The sequence below is a fragment of the bacterium genome (assembly GCA_016124905.1).
Classification (GTDB): domain Bacteria; phylum Pseudomonadota; class Alphaproteobacteria; order Rickettsiales; family RI-342; genus RI-342.
Window position 1 is genome coordinate 55,955 of record WGMV01000025.1, and the last position, 16,789, is coordinate 72,743.

15 protein-coding genes are annotated in these 16,789 nt (G+C 58.4%); 2 read left to right on the plus strand and 13 right to left on the minus strand.

Annotation, left to right across the window (positions count from 1 at the left end):
- Positions 1-36: 36 nt before the first annotated feature.
- From GC177_06930 to GC177_06965, 8 genes are all read right to left on the minus strand, one after another.
- The gene (locus tag GC177_06930) at positions 37-975 is read right to left on the minus strand and encodes a UDP-3-O-acyl-N-acetylglucosamine deacetylase (protein MBI1275689.1); all 939 of its coding nucleotides are present in this window, start codon (positions 973-975) and stop codon (positions 37-39) included.
- Between the two features lie 123 nt (positions 976-1,098).
- The gene (locus tag GC177_06935) at positions 1,099-1,413 is read right to left on the minus strand and encodes a hypothetical protein (GenBank protein ID MBI1275690.1); all 315 of its coding nucleotides are present in this window, start codon (positions 1,411-1,413) and stop codon (positions 1,099-1,101) included.
- Positions 1,414-1,679: 266 nt separating this feature from the next.
- Positions 1,680-3,353 (minus strand): cell division protein FtsZ, encoded by a 1,674-nt coding sequence (gene ftsZ, locus GC177_06940; protein ID MBI1275691.1) that lies wholly within the window; start codon positions 3,351-3,353, stop codon positions 1,680-1,682.
- 334 nt (positions 3,354-3,687) lie between these two features.
- Positions 3,688-4,959, minus strand: a complete 1,272-nt coding sequence (ftsA, locus tag GC177_06945) for a cell division protein FtsA (protein MBI1275692.1) — start codon at positions 4,957-4,959, stop codon at positions 3,688-3,690.
- A 23-nt stretch (positions 4,960-4,982) separates the two neighbouring features.
- A complete protein-coding gene (locus GC177_06950; protein MBI1275693.1) occupies positions 4,983-5,903 on the minus strand; it encodes an FtsQ-type POTRA domain-containing protein in 921 nt (306 codons plus the stop codon).
- Complete coding sequence (locus tag GC177_06955; GenBank protein ID MBI1275694.1) at positions 5,896-6,849, minus strand: D-alanine--D-alanine ligase; 954 nt, start codon at positions 6,847-6,849, stop codon at positions 5,896-5,898. The genes GC177_06950 and GC177_06955 overlap by 8 nt, the downstream gene beginning before the upstream one ends.
- A gap of 248 nt (positions 6,850-7,097) precedes the next feature.
- Positions 7,098-8,606, minus strand: a complete 1,509-nt coding sequence (locus tag GC177_06960) for a hypothetical protein (GenBank protein MBI1275695.1) — start codon at positions 8,604-8,606, stop codon at positions 7,098-7,100.
- The gene (locus GC177_06965) at positions 8,603-10,879 is read right to left on the minus strand and encodes an RNA degradosome polyphosphate kinase (protein MBI1275696.1); all 2,277 of its coding nucleotides are present in this window, start codon (positions 10,877-10,879) and stop codon (positions 8,603-8,605) included. The genes GC177_06960 and GC177_06965 overlap by 4 nt, the downstream gene beginning before the upstream one ends.
- A 68-nt stretch (positions 10,880-10,947) precedes the next feature.
- Between GC177_06965 and GC177_06970 the strand changes: the two genes are divergently transcribed.
- Positions 10,948-11,478, plus strand: a complete 531-nt coding sequence (locus GC177_06970) for a histidine phosphatase family protein (protein MBI1275697.1) — start codon at positions 10,948-10,950, stop codon at positions 11,476-11,478.
- A gap of 118 nt (positions 11,479-11,596) precedes the next feature.
- Positions 11,597-12,349 carry a hypothetical protein gene (locus tag GC177_06975; protein MBI1275698.1) on the plus strand — a complete coding sequence of 251 codons (753 nt, stop codon included), beginning with the start codon at positions 11,597-11,599 and terminating at the stop codon, positions 12,347-12,349.
- A gap of 68 nt (positions 12,350-12,417) precedes the next feature.
- Here the strand turns inward: GC177_06975 and rfbA are convergent, their stop codons facing one another.
- From rfbA to GC177_07000, 5 genes are all read right to left on the minus strand, one after another.
- Positions 12,418-13,290: a glucose-1-phosphate thymidylyltransferase RfbA gene (gene rfbA / locus GC177_06980; GenBank protein ID MBI1275699.1), complete on the minus strand. Its 873-nt coding sequence runs from the start codon at positions 13,288-13,290 to the stop codon at positions 12,418-12,420.
- Positions 13,291-13,462: 172 nt separating this feature from the next.
- A complete protein-coding gene (gene rfbB / locus GC177_06985) occupies positions 13,463-14,452 on the minus strand; it encodes a dTDP-glucose 4,6-dehydratase (protein MBI1275700.1) in 990 nt (329 codons plus the stop codon).
- A gap of 136 nt (positions 14,453-14,588) precedes the next feature.
- Positions 14,589-15,086, minus strand: a complete 498-nt coding sequence (locus GC177_06990) for a hypothetical protein (protein MBI1275701.1) — start codon at positions 15,084-15,086, stop codon at positions 14,589-14,591.
- A 66-nt stretch (positions 15,087-15,152) separates the two neighbouring features.
- The gene (locus GC177_06995) at positions 15,153-15,641 is read right to left on the minus strand and encodes a hypothetical protein (protein ID MBI1275702.1); all 489 of its coding nucleotides are present in this window, start codon (positions 15,639-15,641) and stop codon (positions 15,153-15,155) included.
- Entirely contained in the window at positions 15,613-16,740 is a 1,128-nt protein-coding gene (locus GC177_07000; GenBank protein MBI1275703.1) for a homogentisate 1,2-dioxygenase, read from the minus strand. The genes GC177_06995 and GC177_07000 overlap by 29 nt, the downstream gene beginning before the upstream one ends.
- Between the last annotated feature and the right edge of the window lie 49 nt (positions 16,741-16,789).

Sequence of the window (16,789 nt, forward strand, 5' to 3'; positions counted from 1 at the left end):
AAGCATTCAGCAGCCGCAAAAACAGGTGGAAGCGGATTAGATCGTCAGGGAAGAACCACCGGCGGGGATGGAAGCCGTCATAACAGGAAGGTCGGAAGGAACTTCCGTACGGTTTTCAAGCGTCACGCGCTCCACCACGCCTTCGCCGTCCAGCATGGCATGCAGCAGCATATTGTTGATGCCGTGCCCCATGCGGAACCCGCGCACACGGCCGAGAATCGGCGCACCGGCCAGATACAGATCACCCAGGCAGTCCAGCGTTTTATGGCGCACAAACTCATCGGCGTAACGCAGGCCTTCGCGGTTCAGCACGGCCTTATCACCTACCACGATGGCATTATCCAGCGAGCCGCCCAAAGCCAGGCCGACTTCACGCAGCTTTGCCACATCCTGCTCGAAGCCGAAGGTACGGGCGCGGCTGATGGTGTTTTTGAAATGCGACTGGCCGAAATCCACCACCAGATGCTGGCGGCCAATCACGGGGTTCGCGAAATCGATCATCATGTCAAGAATCGGCGTTTCGGCGGGCTCCACCTCAATCCAGCTGCCATTTACATGCAGCTGCACGGGCTGCAGCACGCGGATATATTCACGCAGCGCGCCCTGCTTTTTCACGCCTGCGCATTCGATCAAAAACACAAACGGCTCGGAGCTGCCATCCATGATGGGCACTTCCGGCGCATCCAGCTCAACCACGGCGTTATCCACACCCAGACCTGCGAATGCGGCCATCAGGTGTTCGATGGTGGCCACCGACACATCACCATCGGTGATGGTGGTGCAGAAGCGCGTATCCGTTACGCGGTCATAGGCGGCGGAAATTTCCGGCTTGCCGGCCAGGTCCGTCCGGCGGAACACAATGCCGCTATCTACCGCCGCGGGCAGCAGGCGCACATGCACATCCTTGCCCGTGTGCAACCCTTTGCCGGTGCAGCTGATGGCGGATGCAAGCGTGTGTTGGTAGGTCGTCAGCATGGTAAATCCTAATGTTACATGCTGAATCTACGCAAATCCCCCGTCCATCACAAATGACGCTTTATTGCCGTTTGTTACAATCCCGCCAACTCAAAACCGGCGGATTCCCTAAGGGATTGAAATCTAAGCAGCAGGCGCCAGATCGGCAAACATCGGGGCCAGCTTGCAGGTCTGGATATCCACATGTTCCCAGACATTTCCGGTCACATAGGGGTCTTTGTAAAGCCAGGCATCCAGGCTAGCCCGATCGGGATAATTCACCGTCATCACCGACCCGCGCATAATCCCCTGCTCATCCACCAACGCCGCTGCGAACAACAGATTACCGGATTTCTTGTTTGCCTCCGCCACCGCCAGATGCGCATCCCGGTTGGCCTGCCTGCGCGCAGGTGCCTCCGCATCCATGGCATCATGACCAATCACAATGAAAGTAGGCATAGGAATGACTCCGGTGAAAAACGCCGCGGTAGCAAGCATTCGCTAGGATAGAGCGAAAATAGTGGTTTGGCGAGAAGCGGAGCGTACTGTAAGTACGTGAGCATCGCATCGCAGACAAACCGCTATTTGCAGCCCATCCTAGTAGAATGAAATTCGCTAGGGGCGAGCGAGGATGCCGGGTTTTGAGAACCGTAGCGCAGCGTACTTAAAGTACGTGAGCAACGGAAGCGCAAAAACCCTGCTTCCGCAGCCGCTCCTAGTAGAATTTACCCCTGGCGGCGGAGGAAGGCGGGGATGTCGAGATACTCCTCCGCACCCTGCTCATCGCCGCTTTTGGCGCCGCCGTGGTTGGCCTCCATCTGGGGCTTTGGGAGCTCCTGATGGTTTTCTACCTCCATATCCGGCACGCGAATGGTGAAGGCACGGCTCACGCGCTGAAGCAGGCTGCTGCCGAAGCCGGATTTCGGGCGTCCGTCATCCTCATCATCCATCATGGCCTGCTGCTGTGGTTCCGGCATTTTGCGGAAGGCCAGCGGGGCGGTTTCCTGCGGACGGGAAGAGGCTTCCATCGGCCGTGGCGGAATGAAGGCGCCGGCGGGCGCGTCCTGCGGGGCGGCATAGGCCTGGCTGGGCGCAATATGGGCCTGCGGTTGCGGCTGCTGGAACACCGGCTGCGGATGCGACGGGGCTTCCGGCGCGGCATAGGTGGGCTGCTGCGGTTGGAACGACGGCTGCTGGGCCGCCTTCGACTGATTGTAGCTGAACTCGGCATCCGGTGCCGGTTGCGCAGCTTCCGGCTGCTGCTCGTCGCGTGCATTTACCGGTACAAACAACGGCTTTTCGGCTTTAGGAGCGGGAGGCGCGCTGAACAACGGGCGCTGGGCTTTGCCCAGTCCACCCATACCCATCTGCTGCGGCTTGGGTGCGATGCCTGCATTGGCCTTAGCGGCCTGGCGGGCCATGGCGGCGGCTTCGGATTCCACACCCGTGGCCACCACGGAAACGCGCATCTTGCCGTTCAGTTCCGGGTTGAAGATCGCACCGAAGATAATGTTCGCCTCGGGGTCCACTTCTTCGCGGATGCGGTTGGCGGCTTCATCCACTTCAAACAGGGTCAGGTCCGGCCCGCCAGTGATGTTGATCAGCACGCCCTTGGCGCCTTTCATCGACACATCGTCCAGCAGCGGGTTGGAAATGGCGGCCTCGGCGGCCTCGATGGCGCGGCGGTCGCCTTCGGCTTCGCCGGTGCCCATCATGGCTTTGCCCATCTCGCTCATCACGGCGCGGATATCGGCGAAATCGAGGTTGATCAGGCCGGGCATGGTCATCAGGTCAGTAATGCCGCGCACGCCGGAATGCAGCACTTCATCGGCCATGGCGAACGCATCGGCAAAGGTGGTGCGCTCATTGGCAACGCGGAACAGGTTCTGGTTCGGGATGACGATCAGCGTATCGACATATTTCTGCAGCTCTTCCAGCCCTTGTTCGGCCAGACGCATGCGGTGTACGCCTTCGAAATGGAACGGCTTGGTCACCACGCCCACCGTCAGCACGCCCATCTCGCGGGCAATGCGTGCAACCACCGGGGCAGCGCCCGTACCGGTGCCACCACCCATACCGGCGGTGATGAACACCATGTTGCTGCCGCGCAGCTGGTTTTCGATCTCATCGATGGATTCTTCCGCAGCGGCGCGGCCCACATCCGGGGAGGCCCCGGCGCCGAGACCCTGTGTTACATGCGTGCCGAGCTGCATGCGTTTTTCAGTCAGCGCATATTCCAGCGCCTGCGCATCGGAGTTTGCCACCACGAAATTCGCACCCTGCAGATTGGCGCGAATCATGTTGTTGACTGCGTTTCCGCCAGCGCCGCCGACACCGATCACGGTAATATGCGGGCTAAGGTTGGATTTTTGCGGCGGGAGCTGCAGGTTTAAGGTCATGGGAAGCAACCTCCTGAAAACAAATGCTTCTATTGTTAATATAGCACGCTTAACTAACCGGCAACACATTATGTGGATGTGTTATAAAGACAACATACTATATTTATGCTGTCCCGGCAATATAGCGGAAGGTGATTATTTACTATTTTTTTACCTTATCGGGCAAGCGAAAGATGCTGCGCCCGCACATATTTTTGCGCCCCCTCAACATCCGCAGAAATCCACCATTTTTTGGAGCAAAGCGACTGGGCACGACCGTGCCCCGCGCCTTATTGGCGCGTAACAGCGAGCGGAGCGAGCCAACCAGAAACAAAAATATAATGCCCGGCGGGCATTATATTTTCTCCCTGAGCCATTGGAACGCACGCACCACCGGGCTGAAAATCGGCTGCGCGAGCATCGGCGCCTGCGCCTCTCCCACCTCCGGCTTTTGCGTGCGCTTGGATACCGCCTGCACCATGCCGATAGCCGTGGCGAATGCAGGACCGCTGGTGGATTCCGCCAGGCCTTTCATCGCCTTTGGGAAACCCACACGCGCCTGCTTACCGAATACTTTGCCTGCCATCTCGGCAGCACCCATGATCTGCGCACCGCCACCTGTCAGCACCAGCCGCCGCCCGGCAATGCGGTCAAACCCGCTTTGCTCAAGCCGGGCTTTCGCCATATCGAAAATCTCTTCCATACGTGGGCGGATGATGGAGGTCAGCTGCGCACGCGGCATGGTCTGCAATGTTTCATGGCCGCCTTCCTCGCCTTGCGAGATGGTGGGCACATCAATCAGGTCACGGTCGTCGGACATCACGCCGACCACAGAGCCATACAGCACCTTCAGCCGCTCCGCATGCCCCACCGTGGTGGAAAGCCCGCGCGCAATATCCTGCGTCACATGGTGCGCGCCCACGGGAATGCTATCGGTAAACACAGGCTTGCCTTCGATATAGACGGCAATCACTGAGGTACCGCCGCCGATATCCAAAAGCGTCACACCCAGTTGCATCTCGTCTTCCGTCAAACAGGCCGTGCCGGATGCAAAGCTCGACACCACAAACTCGGAAATATCCAGCTGCGCGCGCGCCACGCACTGGCTGAGATTGCGCATCGCGCTGGAGGAAGCCGTCACCAGATGCAGATTCACCCCCAGGCGGTTGCCATACATGCCGACGGGGTCTTGAATGCCGCGCACCTCGTCCAGCGTGTAACTGATGGGATAGCAATGCACCAGTTCGCGCTCGCCATGGCGGATGGACTGCTTGCCGTAATCCACCAGCCGCGCCACGTCGCGCGGGGAAACCGCATGCGGCGATACCGGCGTTTCCATAAAGATATTGTGTGAACGAATATGATTGCCGGAGAGATTCACCACCACCTTGTCAATCCGCATCTCGGCCATCTGCTCGGCCGAATGCACGGCGGTGACGATGCTGCGCTCGGCCGCTTTTAAATCCGTAATAACGCCGGAACGCGCCCCGTTGGATACCTGATGGCCGATGCCTTCAATCACAGGCTCACCCGTCGGGTCCATACGCGCGATGAAACACACCACCTTGGTGGTTCCCACATCCAGTACGGCAATCACATCCTGTTTTGGTTTAACCAGCGCCACCATGCTCCCCTACGCACCCGCCTTCATCATGTGTCAAAACCGTCCTTTTTCACTGGCGCGGCATCCGGCATTTTCACGGCGGCCGGTTGCGCGCCACTCTCGTCCATTCCCTCGCTGCCGGGCTTCAGGCGCACATAAAGCCTGTCCGGGTCGCGCAGGTCAAGCCCGGCGATAGATTTTTCCAGCACACCCTGTTTGTTCAGGTCGCGCAGCGCATTCCACGCCGCTTCCACATTCGCCTGCGGCAGCATGATGCGCGTGCCGTCAAACAGCACCAGATCCCAGCGGCGCTCGCCCACCCACACGGCAGAATGGATTTTGGCGAAAATCTCCGGCGTCTGGGCCATCAGCGTCAGCAGGTTCTGCCAGTGCTGCGGAGCGGTCGCGCCGATCAGCAGCGGCAGGCTTTCCAGCAGCGGGTCGTTTTTCGGTGCCTGCGCCACGGGCACAATCAGCGTGCCGGAACGGTCCACCAGATAATGCTCGCCATCATGCTGCCAGATGGCCACGGGCTGGCGCTCGGTAATCCGTACATGCAGCGCACCGGAAAGGCTGCGCTGAACTTCCGCCTTCTGCACCCAGGGGGATGTTTCCAGCCGCGAACGGATATCGTCGATGTCGGTTGCCAGCAGCGGGTCGCCCAGCTTGACGCCCACCAGTTTGTCGGCCGCATCCAGCGGCATGCGCTCACGCCCTTCCAGATACACATGCGTGATGTTCAGCCCCGCCACATGGGACGCCGAAGCCTGTTTCTCATGAAACCAGTTGGAAACGCCATTGGTCCAGCGGTTCCACACATCGCCCTGCATGGCGTATATGCCAAACCCGACAGAGGTGAACAGCACCGCCGCTCCCCCCCAGCGGAACCCGTGCTCCAGCTTTTTGCGCCACGCCCGGCGGGCCGAGAGTTTTTCCGCATCCTGCAGACTGACGGTTTTTTTAGCCATGACGCCTTTCCGATTCTACCTGAATGGAACGTTGCTTGAGTGCTTCCTCCACCAGCATGGTCACCAGCTGGTCGAACGTGATGCCCGCATGCGCGGCAATTTCCGGCGAGAGCGAAAGCTCCGTCATGCCCGGCTGCGTGTTCAGCTCCAGAATCACGAACTTGCCGGGTTTGGTTTCCGTCTCACCATAATAAATGAAGTCGCTGCGCGAAAGCCCGCGGCAGCCCAGCGCCTTATGCGCCATCTCGGCATAGCGGCACACCTGCTCATACGCATCCGGGCGGATCGGCGCGGGCATCAGATGGTCCGCCTTGCCGACCGTGTATTTGGCTTCGTAATCGTAAAACGCGTTCTTCGGGCGGATTTCGATGGCGCCCAGCGCCTGGTCATTCAGCACCGCCACCTGCACTTCACGCCCGTCCATGCAGCGCTCGGCCAGCACATGGCCACCATAGCTCCAGTCGCTTTCGGTAATGAACTGGTTATCGCCCTGGCGGTAGAATTTCACGCCGACGCTGGACCCCTCGTCGATCGGCTTCAAAATGAAAGGACGCGGCAGCGGGTCGGCCTTCAGCGCCTCTTCCTTGCTCACCACCTTGCCTTCTGCGGTCGGAATACCTGCGGCCTGAAAGATGATCTTCGCCGTCGGCTTATGCATCGCCATGCTGGATGCCAGCACGCCGGAATGCGTATAGGGCAGCCCCATGATCTCCAGCACACCCTGCACGCAGCCATCTTCACCGTATTTGCCATGCAGCGCGTTGAATACCGCATCCGGCTTGGCGGCCTTGAGCTTCTCGGCCAGGTCCGCCCCCACATCAATGCCGGTGACCTTGTAGCCCTGGCGCTCCAGCGCCTTCACCACGGCCTTGCCGCTGTTAAGGGATACCTCGCGTTCTGCCGATATCCCGCCGAGCAGAACAGCAATATGAGGCTTAACCGCCATGTTCAACCTGTATACCGTCATCTGTTAAGCCACTATGGCTCGTGGTTGCATGGGCGCAAAACCGCCCATCACCCGCTAAATATGGTATATTTACCCCCCGTTTGTAAAGGGAATTTATGAATCTCGCCGTATTTTTTGCAAAAAATCTTAACCGACAAACAACGTGGCAAGCTGCTTAAAAAAAACGCCGGAAACGGCATCGCGACAATCAGGAAAAGTTAAGAACAGCGCAAAACGAAGTTATCGTGTTAACAATCTAACGCTTCGCTGCTGCGTATCCCCGCCAGCGATTGATTGATGCGCGCCGTGCGCTTTTCCACCACCTCGCCCGCCACCAGGTCGGGCAGATCGCTTTCCAGCGCAATGGCGCCGTCACCCTTGCGGATATGCACCAGCTTCAGCACCTCGCCCACCCCGCCGGAAAGCGTGTAAGCCAGGTTGATGGCCAGCCCCACCAGACGCGCGCGCTCCAGTTCGATCGGCTCGATATTCAACCGCTGCCACCCCTGCAGCGGGATCGGGGCGGAATGCTGGTAACGCCGCATCACCGCCAGCGCCAGCAGAAAGCGCGAGCCATGCCCCATCGCCAGCAGGGGCGATTGCAGCACGTCGTAAAACGCCGCTTCCGAGCGTTCCGCCGAAAGTTCGTAGCGCGGAATGGTCGCCAGCAGGCAGGCCGTATGCCTCAACCGTCGCCACTCTACGCTCTCCCGTGGGAATATCGGCGTCATCCACTCATCCAGCATCTCTCCGAAAGCCACATCGCCACCGTGATAAAGCGTCACTTCCTTGGCCACCTCAAGCAGCGGGTCCGCCACCGGCTGCTGGCGGTAAAGCCAGCCCTCGCGAATGCCCTGCATGGAAAACATGACGCACTTCGGTTTACCCGCCGCTATCAGGCGCTGCATCACAATGCTGGCGGCCATCAATGTGTCGGCACGCTTGCGCCTCACCCCCGGCAGGGCCAGCAGCGCGGTGGACTGCATCTTGGCGATGCGCTCGCAAAAACCGGCCAGCGCCTCGCTTTCCACCACATATTCATGCAGGAAACGCAGCGGATAGGCTGTCTCTTCCATGTAAATCTTCGCCAGCGCGCGGAAGCTTCCACCAATGGCATAAAGCGTTTTACCCTTCATGGACGCCGTGACGGATGCGGCCCCCGCCAGCGCGTCGTCCACCTGTTTGCGCGCGGCCTTCCTGTCCGCCCCGCTTTCATCGAAGATGGAAAGCACCCCCACCGGCAGGCTGGTCATCTGGTGCACGCCGTCAATATCCACCGCCGCCAGCTCCATACTCGCCCCGCCAAGGTCGCATGCCATGCCGTCCACCGCATCGATGGAGCCAAGCACGCCCCAGGCGCCGAGTTCGGCCTCCTGATCGCCGGTAATGATATGAATATCGATCTGGAGGTCTTTCTTCAGCTTCTTGATGAAAGCCTCGCCGTCGCTCGCCATGCGGCAGGCGGCCGTGGCCAGCGCGGTGATCTCACTCACCCCCATCGCGCGCGCCAGCGCCACAAAGCGTTTGATCGCCAGCGCGGCACGCTCCTTGCCGATGGGATTCAGCCTGCCGGTCATCGCCAGGCCTTGCCCGAGCGCGCATTGCACTTTCTCGTTAAAGGTCGCCAGCGGCACCTTGCCTACCCGGTCATACAGCACCAGCCTCACGGAGTTGGAGCCGATATCGATCAACCCCACGCGTTTGGGCGTCACATGAACCATTTCGGGGGCGAATGACTTACTGCGTGCGTTGCTCACGCTTTGTCCTTTTCATTGACGCTTGCCTCAGGCTTTGCACCATACCCCATCAATCCGCCCCCCGACACCCCGCCGGAACGCAAACTGGGGAATGATTGTTTCAGCGCCTTGCCTCTACCAGAAAGGCTCGGGTTCGTCATGAAATATTCATGCGCCGAGAAAGGATGGTCGCCCGGTTGCAGGCGCGCATAATGCCCGTCGCCGTCCATTTCCCAGCTTTGCAGATTATCTAGCATGTTGGCCGCCATGATCTGGTCCAGCACCTGCTCATGCACGGTGGCGTTTTCGATCTCCACCATGAATTCCACCCGGCGGCTTAAATTACGGTTCATCCAGTCCGCGCTGGAAATAAATACCCGCGCCTTGTTCGACGGCATCGCATGCCCGTTGCCGAAGCAATAGATACGCGAATGCTCAAGAAACCGCCCAACAATGGATTTGATGCGGATATTCTCCGACAGCCCCTTGATACCCGGACGAAGGCAGCACACACCGCGCACCACCAGGTCAATCTTCACGCCTTCGGTCGAGGCGCGGTACAGCGCGTCCATCATCTGCGAATCCACCAGCGCATTCATCTTTGCCCAGATGGAAGCCGGCCGCCCCGCGCGCGCATGGGCAATCTCATTATCGATCAGCGCCATGAAGGTCTCGCGCATATTATGCGGCGCCATGATGAGCTTGGAAAACCCGACCGGCGGCGCATAACCCGTGAGATAGTTGAACAGCACCGCCGCATCCCGGCACAGCTCCGGGTCGCAGGTGAAAAAGGAAAGGTCCGTATAAATTTTCGCCGTCACCGGGTGATAGTTGCCTGTGCCGAAATGCACGTAGCTCTTCAGGCTCGTCTCGCCGTTTTCCTTGTGAATGCGTTTGGTCACGAGCGAGATCTTCGCATGCGTCTTCATGTTCACGATACCATAGACCACCTGCGCGCCGGCATGCTCCAGGTCACGCGCCCAGCGGATGTTAGCCTCTTCGTCGAACCGGGCGGACAATTCCACTACCGCCGTCACCGCCTTACCGGATTCCGCCGCCTCCACCAGCGCCTTGACGATGGAGGAATTATTGCTGGTGCGATAGAGCGTCTGCTTGATGGAGATCACATCCTCATCCTGCGCAGCCTGCCGTAGAAACTGCACCACCACATCGAAACTCTCGTAAGGGTGATGAATCACAATGTCTTTCGCCGCAATCGCCGCCAGGCAGTCCCCGTTGAAATCGCTGATACGCTCTGGGTAGCGTGGCGTGTAGGGCAGAAACTTCAGGTCCGGCCGGTCGATGTCGCACAGCTCGCTCAAGGCAGCCAGGCCGAGCATGCCTTCCACCTCGATGATATATTCCGGCGGCACCTCAAGTTTCTCCGCCACGAAACGCTGCAGAAACGGCGTCATGTGCCGCGCCACCTTCAGGCGTATCACCTCGCCGCGCTTGCGGTCCTTCACCGCCTTTTCATAGGTGCGCACCAGGTCTTCAGCCTCGTCCGATACTTCAAGGTCGCTGTCGCGCAGCACACGGAAGGTGCCTGAAGCCAGCACCTCATAACCGGGAAAAAGACTATCCAGAAAAATCTGGATCAGCGTTTCCGTCTGCACCAGCCGCACACTGGACGGGTGCGCCCCCTTGCCGTGACGGGCGGGTAATTTCACGAATCGCCCAAGCTTGTTCGGGAACGGCAGCACGGCAATCATCCGTTTGCCCCGCTCCTGATGGCGCAGGTCGAAAATCGCGCTCATGGATCGGTTTGGAAGAAACGGAAACGGATGCGCCGGATCAATGGCAATGGGTGTGAGCGTGGCGAAGATATTGTTGAAGAAATAAGCCTTCAGCCAGGCCATATCGCTCTCGTTCAATGCACCTTCGTCGAAAGCGGCGGCATCCAGCACCTCGATACCCTGCCCGGCCAATTCGGCCCGCAACGTCAGCCAGCTTTCCTGCTGCCACTGCATCAGCTCGCCCGCACGCGCCAGAATTTTCGTCAGCTGCTGCGCGGGCGACATGCCGTCATGGCTGGGTTCGGGATTGTCCCATTTCAACTGGTCGTTCAGCCCCGCCACACGCACCATGAAAAACTCATCCATGTTGGAAGCGGAGATGGAAAGGAAACGCACCCGCTCCAGCAGCGGATGGCGCACATTATTGGCTTCCTCGATCACGCGGGCGTTGAAGGCCAGCCACGAAAGCTCGCGATTGAGGTAACGCCGCTCGGGCTTGCCGAAAAGCTTTTCGGCAATGGCGGGAATATTCGGCGGTGTTTTGCGCGAACGGGCCATAATTTATTTACAGTAAGCAGAGATTCGACCATAAACAATAGAGCATCCATGGTTAAAACCTGCTTATCATGAAAAAACTCATCCTTTTCCGCCACACCAAGGCCGTGCCAGACGACGTGATGGCCGACGACCATGCCCGGCCCCTTTCCGCCCGCGGGCGCGAAGCCGCCGAACTGATGGGCGTGTTCATGGCTGAAAAAGGCATCATGGCCGCCAGGGCGCTTTGCTCCACCGCCCAGCGCACGCGTGAAACGCTGGAGCTGGCTTCCGGCGCATGGCAGGGCACTGTCATCGAGACCGAATACCTCAAGGATCTTTACCTCGCCCCTCCGTTGAAAATTCTGGCCCTTATCCACAGCCAGCCGGACGATATGGGCAGCCTGATGGTGGTGGGCCATAATCCCGGCCTGCACATGCTGGCCGTGGAACTGGCCGCCAGCGGCCGCGACAACCTGCTGGCCAAGCTGACCGAACATTTCCCGACCGGCGCGCTGACGGAAATCACTTTCAACGTGGAAAGCTGGGGCGAATTGCTGCCCCGCACCGGGCACGTCACCCATTTCGCCACCCCGCGCCTCATCTCCCCCCAGGAAGAATAAACCGCCCGAGCGGCACCTCTCCGCATCAGGCGCATATTGCAGCGCAACAGGCGGAATTCCGCCATTTTTTAAAATATCCTTAAATCTTTTATGCTAAAAGGAACTTAGGGGTAATAACATGAAAACACGCCGTCTGGCCATGTGGCTGCCCATAGGGATCAAAGGGCTCACATGGCAGAAAAAAGCCAAACGCATGGCCGGAAGCAAACCGGCATGGCGGAACACGGCCCATAATCTCTTCAGCAGACTTAGCCCCTTCCTTAACAATTTCTTCCGCTGGTGGGTCAGGCAATTCATCCTGCGCATCTACCGCCCCAAAGTTGAAGGGCTGGAAAACATCCCCAAACACGGCCCGCTTATTTTGATTGCAAACCATGTCTCCTTCCTCGACGGCCTTATCATCACCGCGCTGGTGCCGCGCAAGGTTCGCTTTGTCATCTACAAGGGCATCTATGAACTGCCGCTGGTGAATTTCTTCATGCGCATCAACCGCGCCATCCCTATCTTCCCCAAGCGCGAACATGTGGAAAAAGCGCTCGATGATATTTCCGAAGGCCTGAAAGGGGGCGACTGCATCTGCATCTTCCCCGAAGGGCAGATCACCTATACCGGCCATCTCGGCCGCTTCAAACCAGGCATCGAATTCATCTTTCAGCGCGATCCCGTTACGGTCGTTCCCATCGGCATTAATGGCCTCTGGGGTAGCGTCTTCAGCCGCAAATACATCCGCTCGGCACGCCGCTGGATACCCCGCCACTGGGGCATCCGCCCCAAGGTCGTCATCGGCTGGCAGATCGCCCCGGAAAAAGTGAACGTGGAAAAACTCCAGCGCATCACGCTCAAGCTGCTGGAACGGGCCGCGAAGCTTTAACATTCCTAACCTTGCCTCCGGCAGGGACTACGCCGCAATAAGCGGCGAGGCGCGGTCGCACCTAGTCGCTACGCTCCAAGCTCTTCCGCGATCGTCTTGAGATATTGCCCGTAATCGCTCTTGTAATGCCCAGCAAAACCCAGCATCTGCGTGGGCGTGATATAGCCCATCCGGCAGGCCACTTCCTCGATGCAGGCGATCTTGAAACCCTGCCGCTGCTCCAGCACCTGCACAAACTGGCTGGCCGCCAGCAGCGCATCCGGCGTGCCGGTATCCAGCCAGGCCGTGCCGCGCGGCAGCTTCACCACCCCCAATTGGCGGCGCTCCAGATAAAGCCGGTTGAGATCGGTAATCTCCAGCTCTCCGCGTGCGGAAGGCTTCAGACTCTTCGCCAGCTCGGCGGCCTGCCCGTCATAGGCATAAAGCCCCGTCACCGCCCAGGGTGAAAGATGCTGCTTGGGTTTTTCCACCAGTTCCGCCGGTTTGCCCTGCATGTCAAACCGCACCACGCCGTAGCGCTCCGGGTCGCGCACATGGGTGGCGAACACCCGTGCCCCGCGCTTTAACCCCGCCGCTTCCTTCACCAGCCCCGCCAGCTGCGAGCCGTAAAACAGGTTATCTCCCAGAATCAGCATCACCGGCTCCCCGCCGATGAAATCCTCCCCCAGCACCAGCGCCTGCGCAATCCCCTCCGGCTTCGGCTGCTCCAGATACGTTAGCTTGATGCCCAGATGCGCCCCATTCCCCAGCACATCGCGAATGATCGGCACATCCCGCGGCGTGGAGATGATCAGCACCTCCCGAATCCCCGCCAGCATCAGCACCGACAGCGGATAATAAATCATCGGCTTGTCATAAATCGGCAGCAGCTGCTTGCACACCGCCGCCGTCATCGGCGCCAGCCGCGTGCCGGAACCACCGGCCAGAATAATGCCCTTCATCATGCGCTCCCTGTTGTGGGACGCGGGGGCTCCGCCCCCACACCCCCGCCAAGGGGCCAGCCCCTTGGATCCTGATTTTCTTTAGATACCCCCGCAAGCGGGGGTATCTAAAAAAATACGGGGTTCAGGGGACTGGCCCCCTGACAGGGCGCGGGACAGAGCCCCGCATTCCTCACCCAGCGAGCATATGCCGAATCGTATGCTTCAGGCCAGCGGTAAGGTTGGTGGTCGGCTTCCAGTTAAGGCTGTATTGCGCGTGGGTGGGGTCGATGGCGTAGCGCCGGTCGTGCCCAAGGCGGTCGGTGACGTGTTTGATGAGGCTGCTGTAGGGCTTGCCGGTTTTTTGCGGCTTGATGCCGTCCAGCAGGCTGCAGATATTGGTGGCAAGGTCGATATTGGTGGATTCCGTCTTGCCGCCGAAGCAGTAGCGCGTGCCGGGCACCCCGTCTTTCACGCATGCAAGCAGCCCGCGCGAATGATCATCCACATAGAGCCAGTCGCGCACCTGCTTGCCGTCGCCGTAAATGGGGATGGGCTTGCCCGCCAGCGCCGAGCGCACAATGGTGGGGATGAGCTTTTCCGCATGCTGGCGCGGGCCGTAATTGTTGGAACAATGGGTGATGATGGCGGGCAGCCCGTAGGTGCGGTGCCAGGCCATCACCAGATGGTCCGCTGCCGCTTTGGAGGCGGAATAGGGCGAGCTGGGCCGGTAGGGCGAGGTTTCGGAGAAACACTCTCCCTCGGCGGCATCGCCGAACACTTCATCGGTGGAAACCTGGATGAAGCGGAAACGCTCAAGCGCCTTGCCTTTGAGGTTAGCATGGAAGCAGCGCGCTGCTTCCAGCAAGGTGTAGGTGCCGCGTATGTTGGTCTCGATAAAGGGTTCGGCGGCATGGATGGAATTATCCACATGCGTTTCCGCCGCCAGGTTAAGGATGGCCTGCGGCTTATGCTCCGCCAGCAACCCTTCCACCAGCGACGCATCGTTGATATCCCCCTGCACGAAGGTGATGTCATTCAGCACTTCCGCCAGATTCTCCAGCGAACCCGCATAGGTCAGGCTGTCCAGCACCACGACGGTGTGCTTTTCCTTCAGCGCCAGCCGAACAAGGCTGGACCCGATGAACCCGGCACCGCCGGTGATGAGGAGGGTGGATGGCATGAATGCAAGCTAATGGCACGCCACAGGCTTTGCAACTGAATCATCCCACCGAAACCGTCATTCCAGCGAAAGCTGGAATCCAGTACCAGATCCACATAGCCGGATGGGGGTTGCACCCCCGTCCGCATATTCATGCCTACCACAAATGCTCCACACTCAGAGGCGAATCGGGATTGGCGGATGACCAATACCAATATTCCGGCAAGGTGACATAGCGTTTCCTAACCGGATTCTGAATAACATATTCCAGTTTCTGCCGGTAAAACGTCTCCGTTTCAATCAGCCTTGGCTGATTATCCTCCTTCCAGAAAAGAACCCGATCATCCCTCTTAAAAAGAGGCAGTAGATTGGGCTCTGTCTTCGCAATATTTTCCAGCAGTTTTTTGGCCGTATGCCGCTTGAAATCACGTATGACACCGGCAACATCATCAGCCTGAATAATCAGATGCGCGTGATTGAGCATGAAAACATAGGCATGAAGCCGCAGCCCTTTATGTTCCTGACAATAACGTATGGAATCCGCCAGAATCTCCCAACGATGATGACGGTCGAATACATAATACCAGTTCCATACCGTCGGCGTGATGAAATACACACCGCTGTTATGATCGATACTCACGCGGTTCTTGGGCATGATTCAACGCCAGTTATGAACATCCAGACGGGGTTACAAACCCCGTCTGGCAAAAGGCATAATACGTTATTTAATTCCTTGAAAATTTATGTAAGAGCACTCTCCAACCATAAGGCTATTTTTAGGGATGAGCCGTGTCTTAATACTAATAACAGCAAATTTATAAGCTCCATCTTTTTCTTTAAAAAATCTATATATCTCCGAGGTATTGCCGGGATAACTAATTAAAAAAACCGCGTCTTCTGAAGATTGATTTAGCAAAATAATCCTACCTCCATCACCTTTTGTCGAACTCATTTGCTTAGTTGCATCGATATACAAAATATCATAACCATTTTGCGTGCTTTTTAGCTCGAATAAACCTGACGAAATTTGATCTTCCGTCCAACCTTTGTCCTTTTCTTGAACAAGTCCTTGAAATTGATAATACGCATGGCCTTTAGGTGACGAGCAACTAGCTAAAGACTGAGCAAAAGCAGCATTCATCATCAAGCTAAAAACTAATATAAGCACTAGCCTGAGCATATTACTCCCTCCAGCTCCCCGCATACCCATCCCACTCCACCTCTGTCGCTTCCGGCGCCACTTCCACCGCATCGCGCGTGTCGATCATCACGGCCACTTCGTCGGTTTCCTTCTTCGCATGCGTCTGCCCTGCCCCGGCCTTGAAGGCCTTGGGGTGCGGGCCGTGGGCGAAGCCGCATGGGTGCAGCGTGATCATGCCGGGGTGGATGTTGTCGCGGCTGAAGAACTCGCCCATGTGGTAGAAGATGATTTCGTCATAATCATTGTTGGAATGGAAGAAGGGAATTTTCAGCGCGCCGGGGTCCGTCTCCATCGGGCGCGGCACAAAGGTGCACACCACGAAGCGGCTGCACAAAAAGGTGGTATGCGCCGAGGGCGGCAGATGGTAGCGATGGCTCATCAGCGGGCGGATATCGCGCCAGTTGATGCGCACCGGCAGGTTGTCCCCCTTCCAGCCAATGGCATCCAGCGGGTTGAACGGATAGGTCAGCCGTGTGAGCAGGTTGCGCTTCTTGATCACCACCACCGTCTCGCGCTCATGCTTTTGCGCCTGGAAAGTATCATTCAGGCTTGGCACATCCATGATGGCGGGGTCGAAAATCGCATGCGGCCCCACGGCCCCTTTCACCGGCAGGCGATAGCCGTCATTGGTGGCCTCCATCAGCAGAAAGCTGGCTTCGCCCGTGCATTCCACCCGCCACATCAACCCGCGCGGCAGCAGGATGTAATCCCCCTCGCGAAAGCGCATATGCCCGAAATCGCAGTAAAAATCCCCCTCCCCGCGATGCACGAACAGCAGGTCGTCCCCATCGCCATTGCTCACCAGATGGTCCATCTTCCCGCTGGTGGACCAGAAACGGAAACGCAGCGCGCTGTTACCCAGAATCGGCACCGCGTCCCACGGGCTGGAGGTCGGTTTGCCATGCCTGGTGTAATCAAACGCGCGCGGCTTTAACGGCCCGTCAAACCCTACCCAGCCGGTCGGCTTATGCGTATGGTAGAGATGGCTGGTCGGGCCGAAGAACCCTTCCCGCCCGAATTCCCGCTCATAGGTCCCCTCCGGCAGGTCGCAATGCGCCTGGCGCGAGGTGATGCCATCCTGTTTCTGAAAACGAACCCATTCCTTCATGGCCATCTCCGTGCCTTAAATACCTTATACTGTCATATTCCTTTGCTAG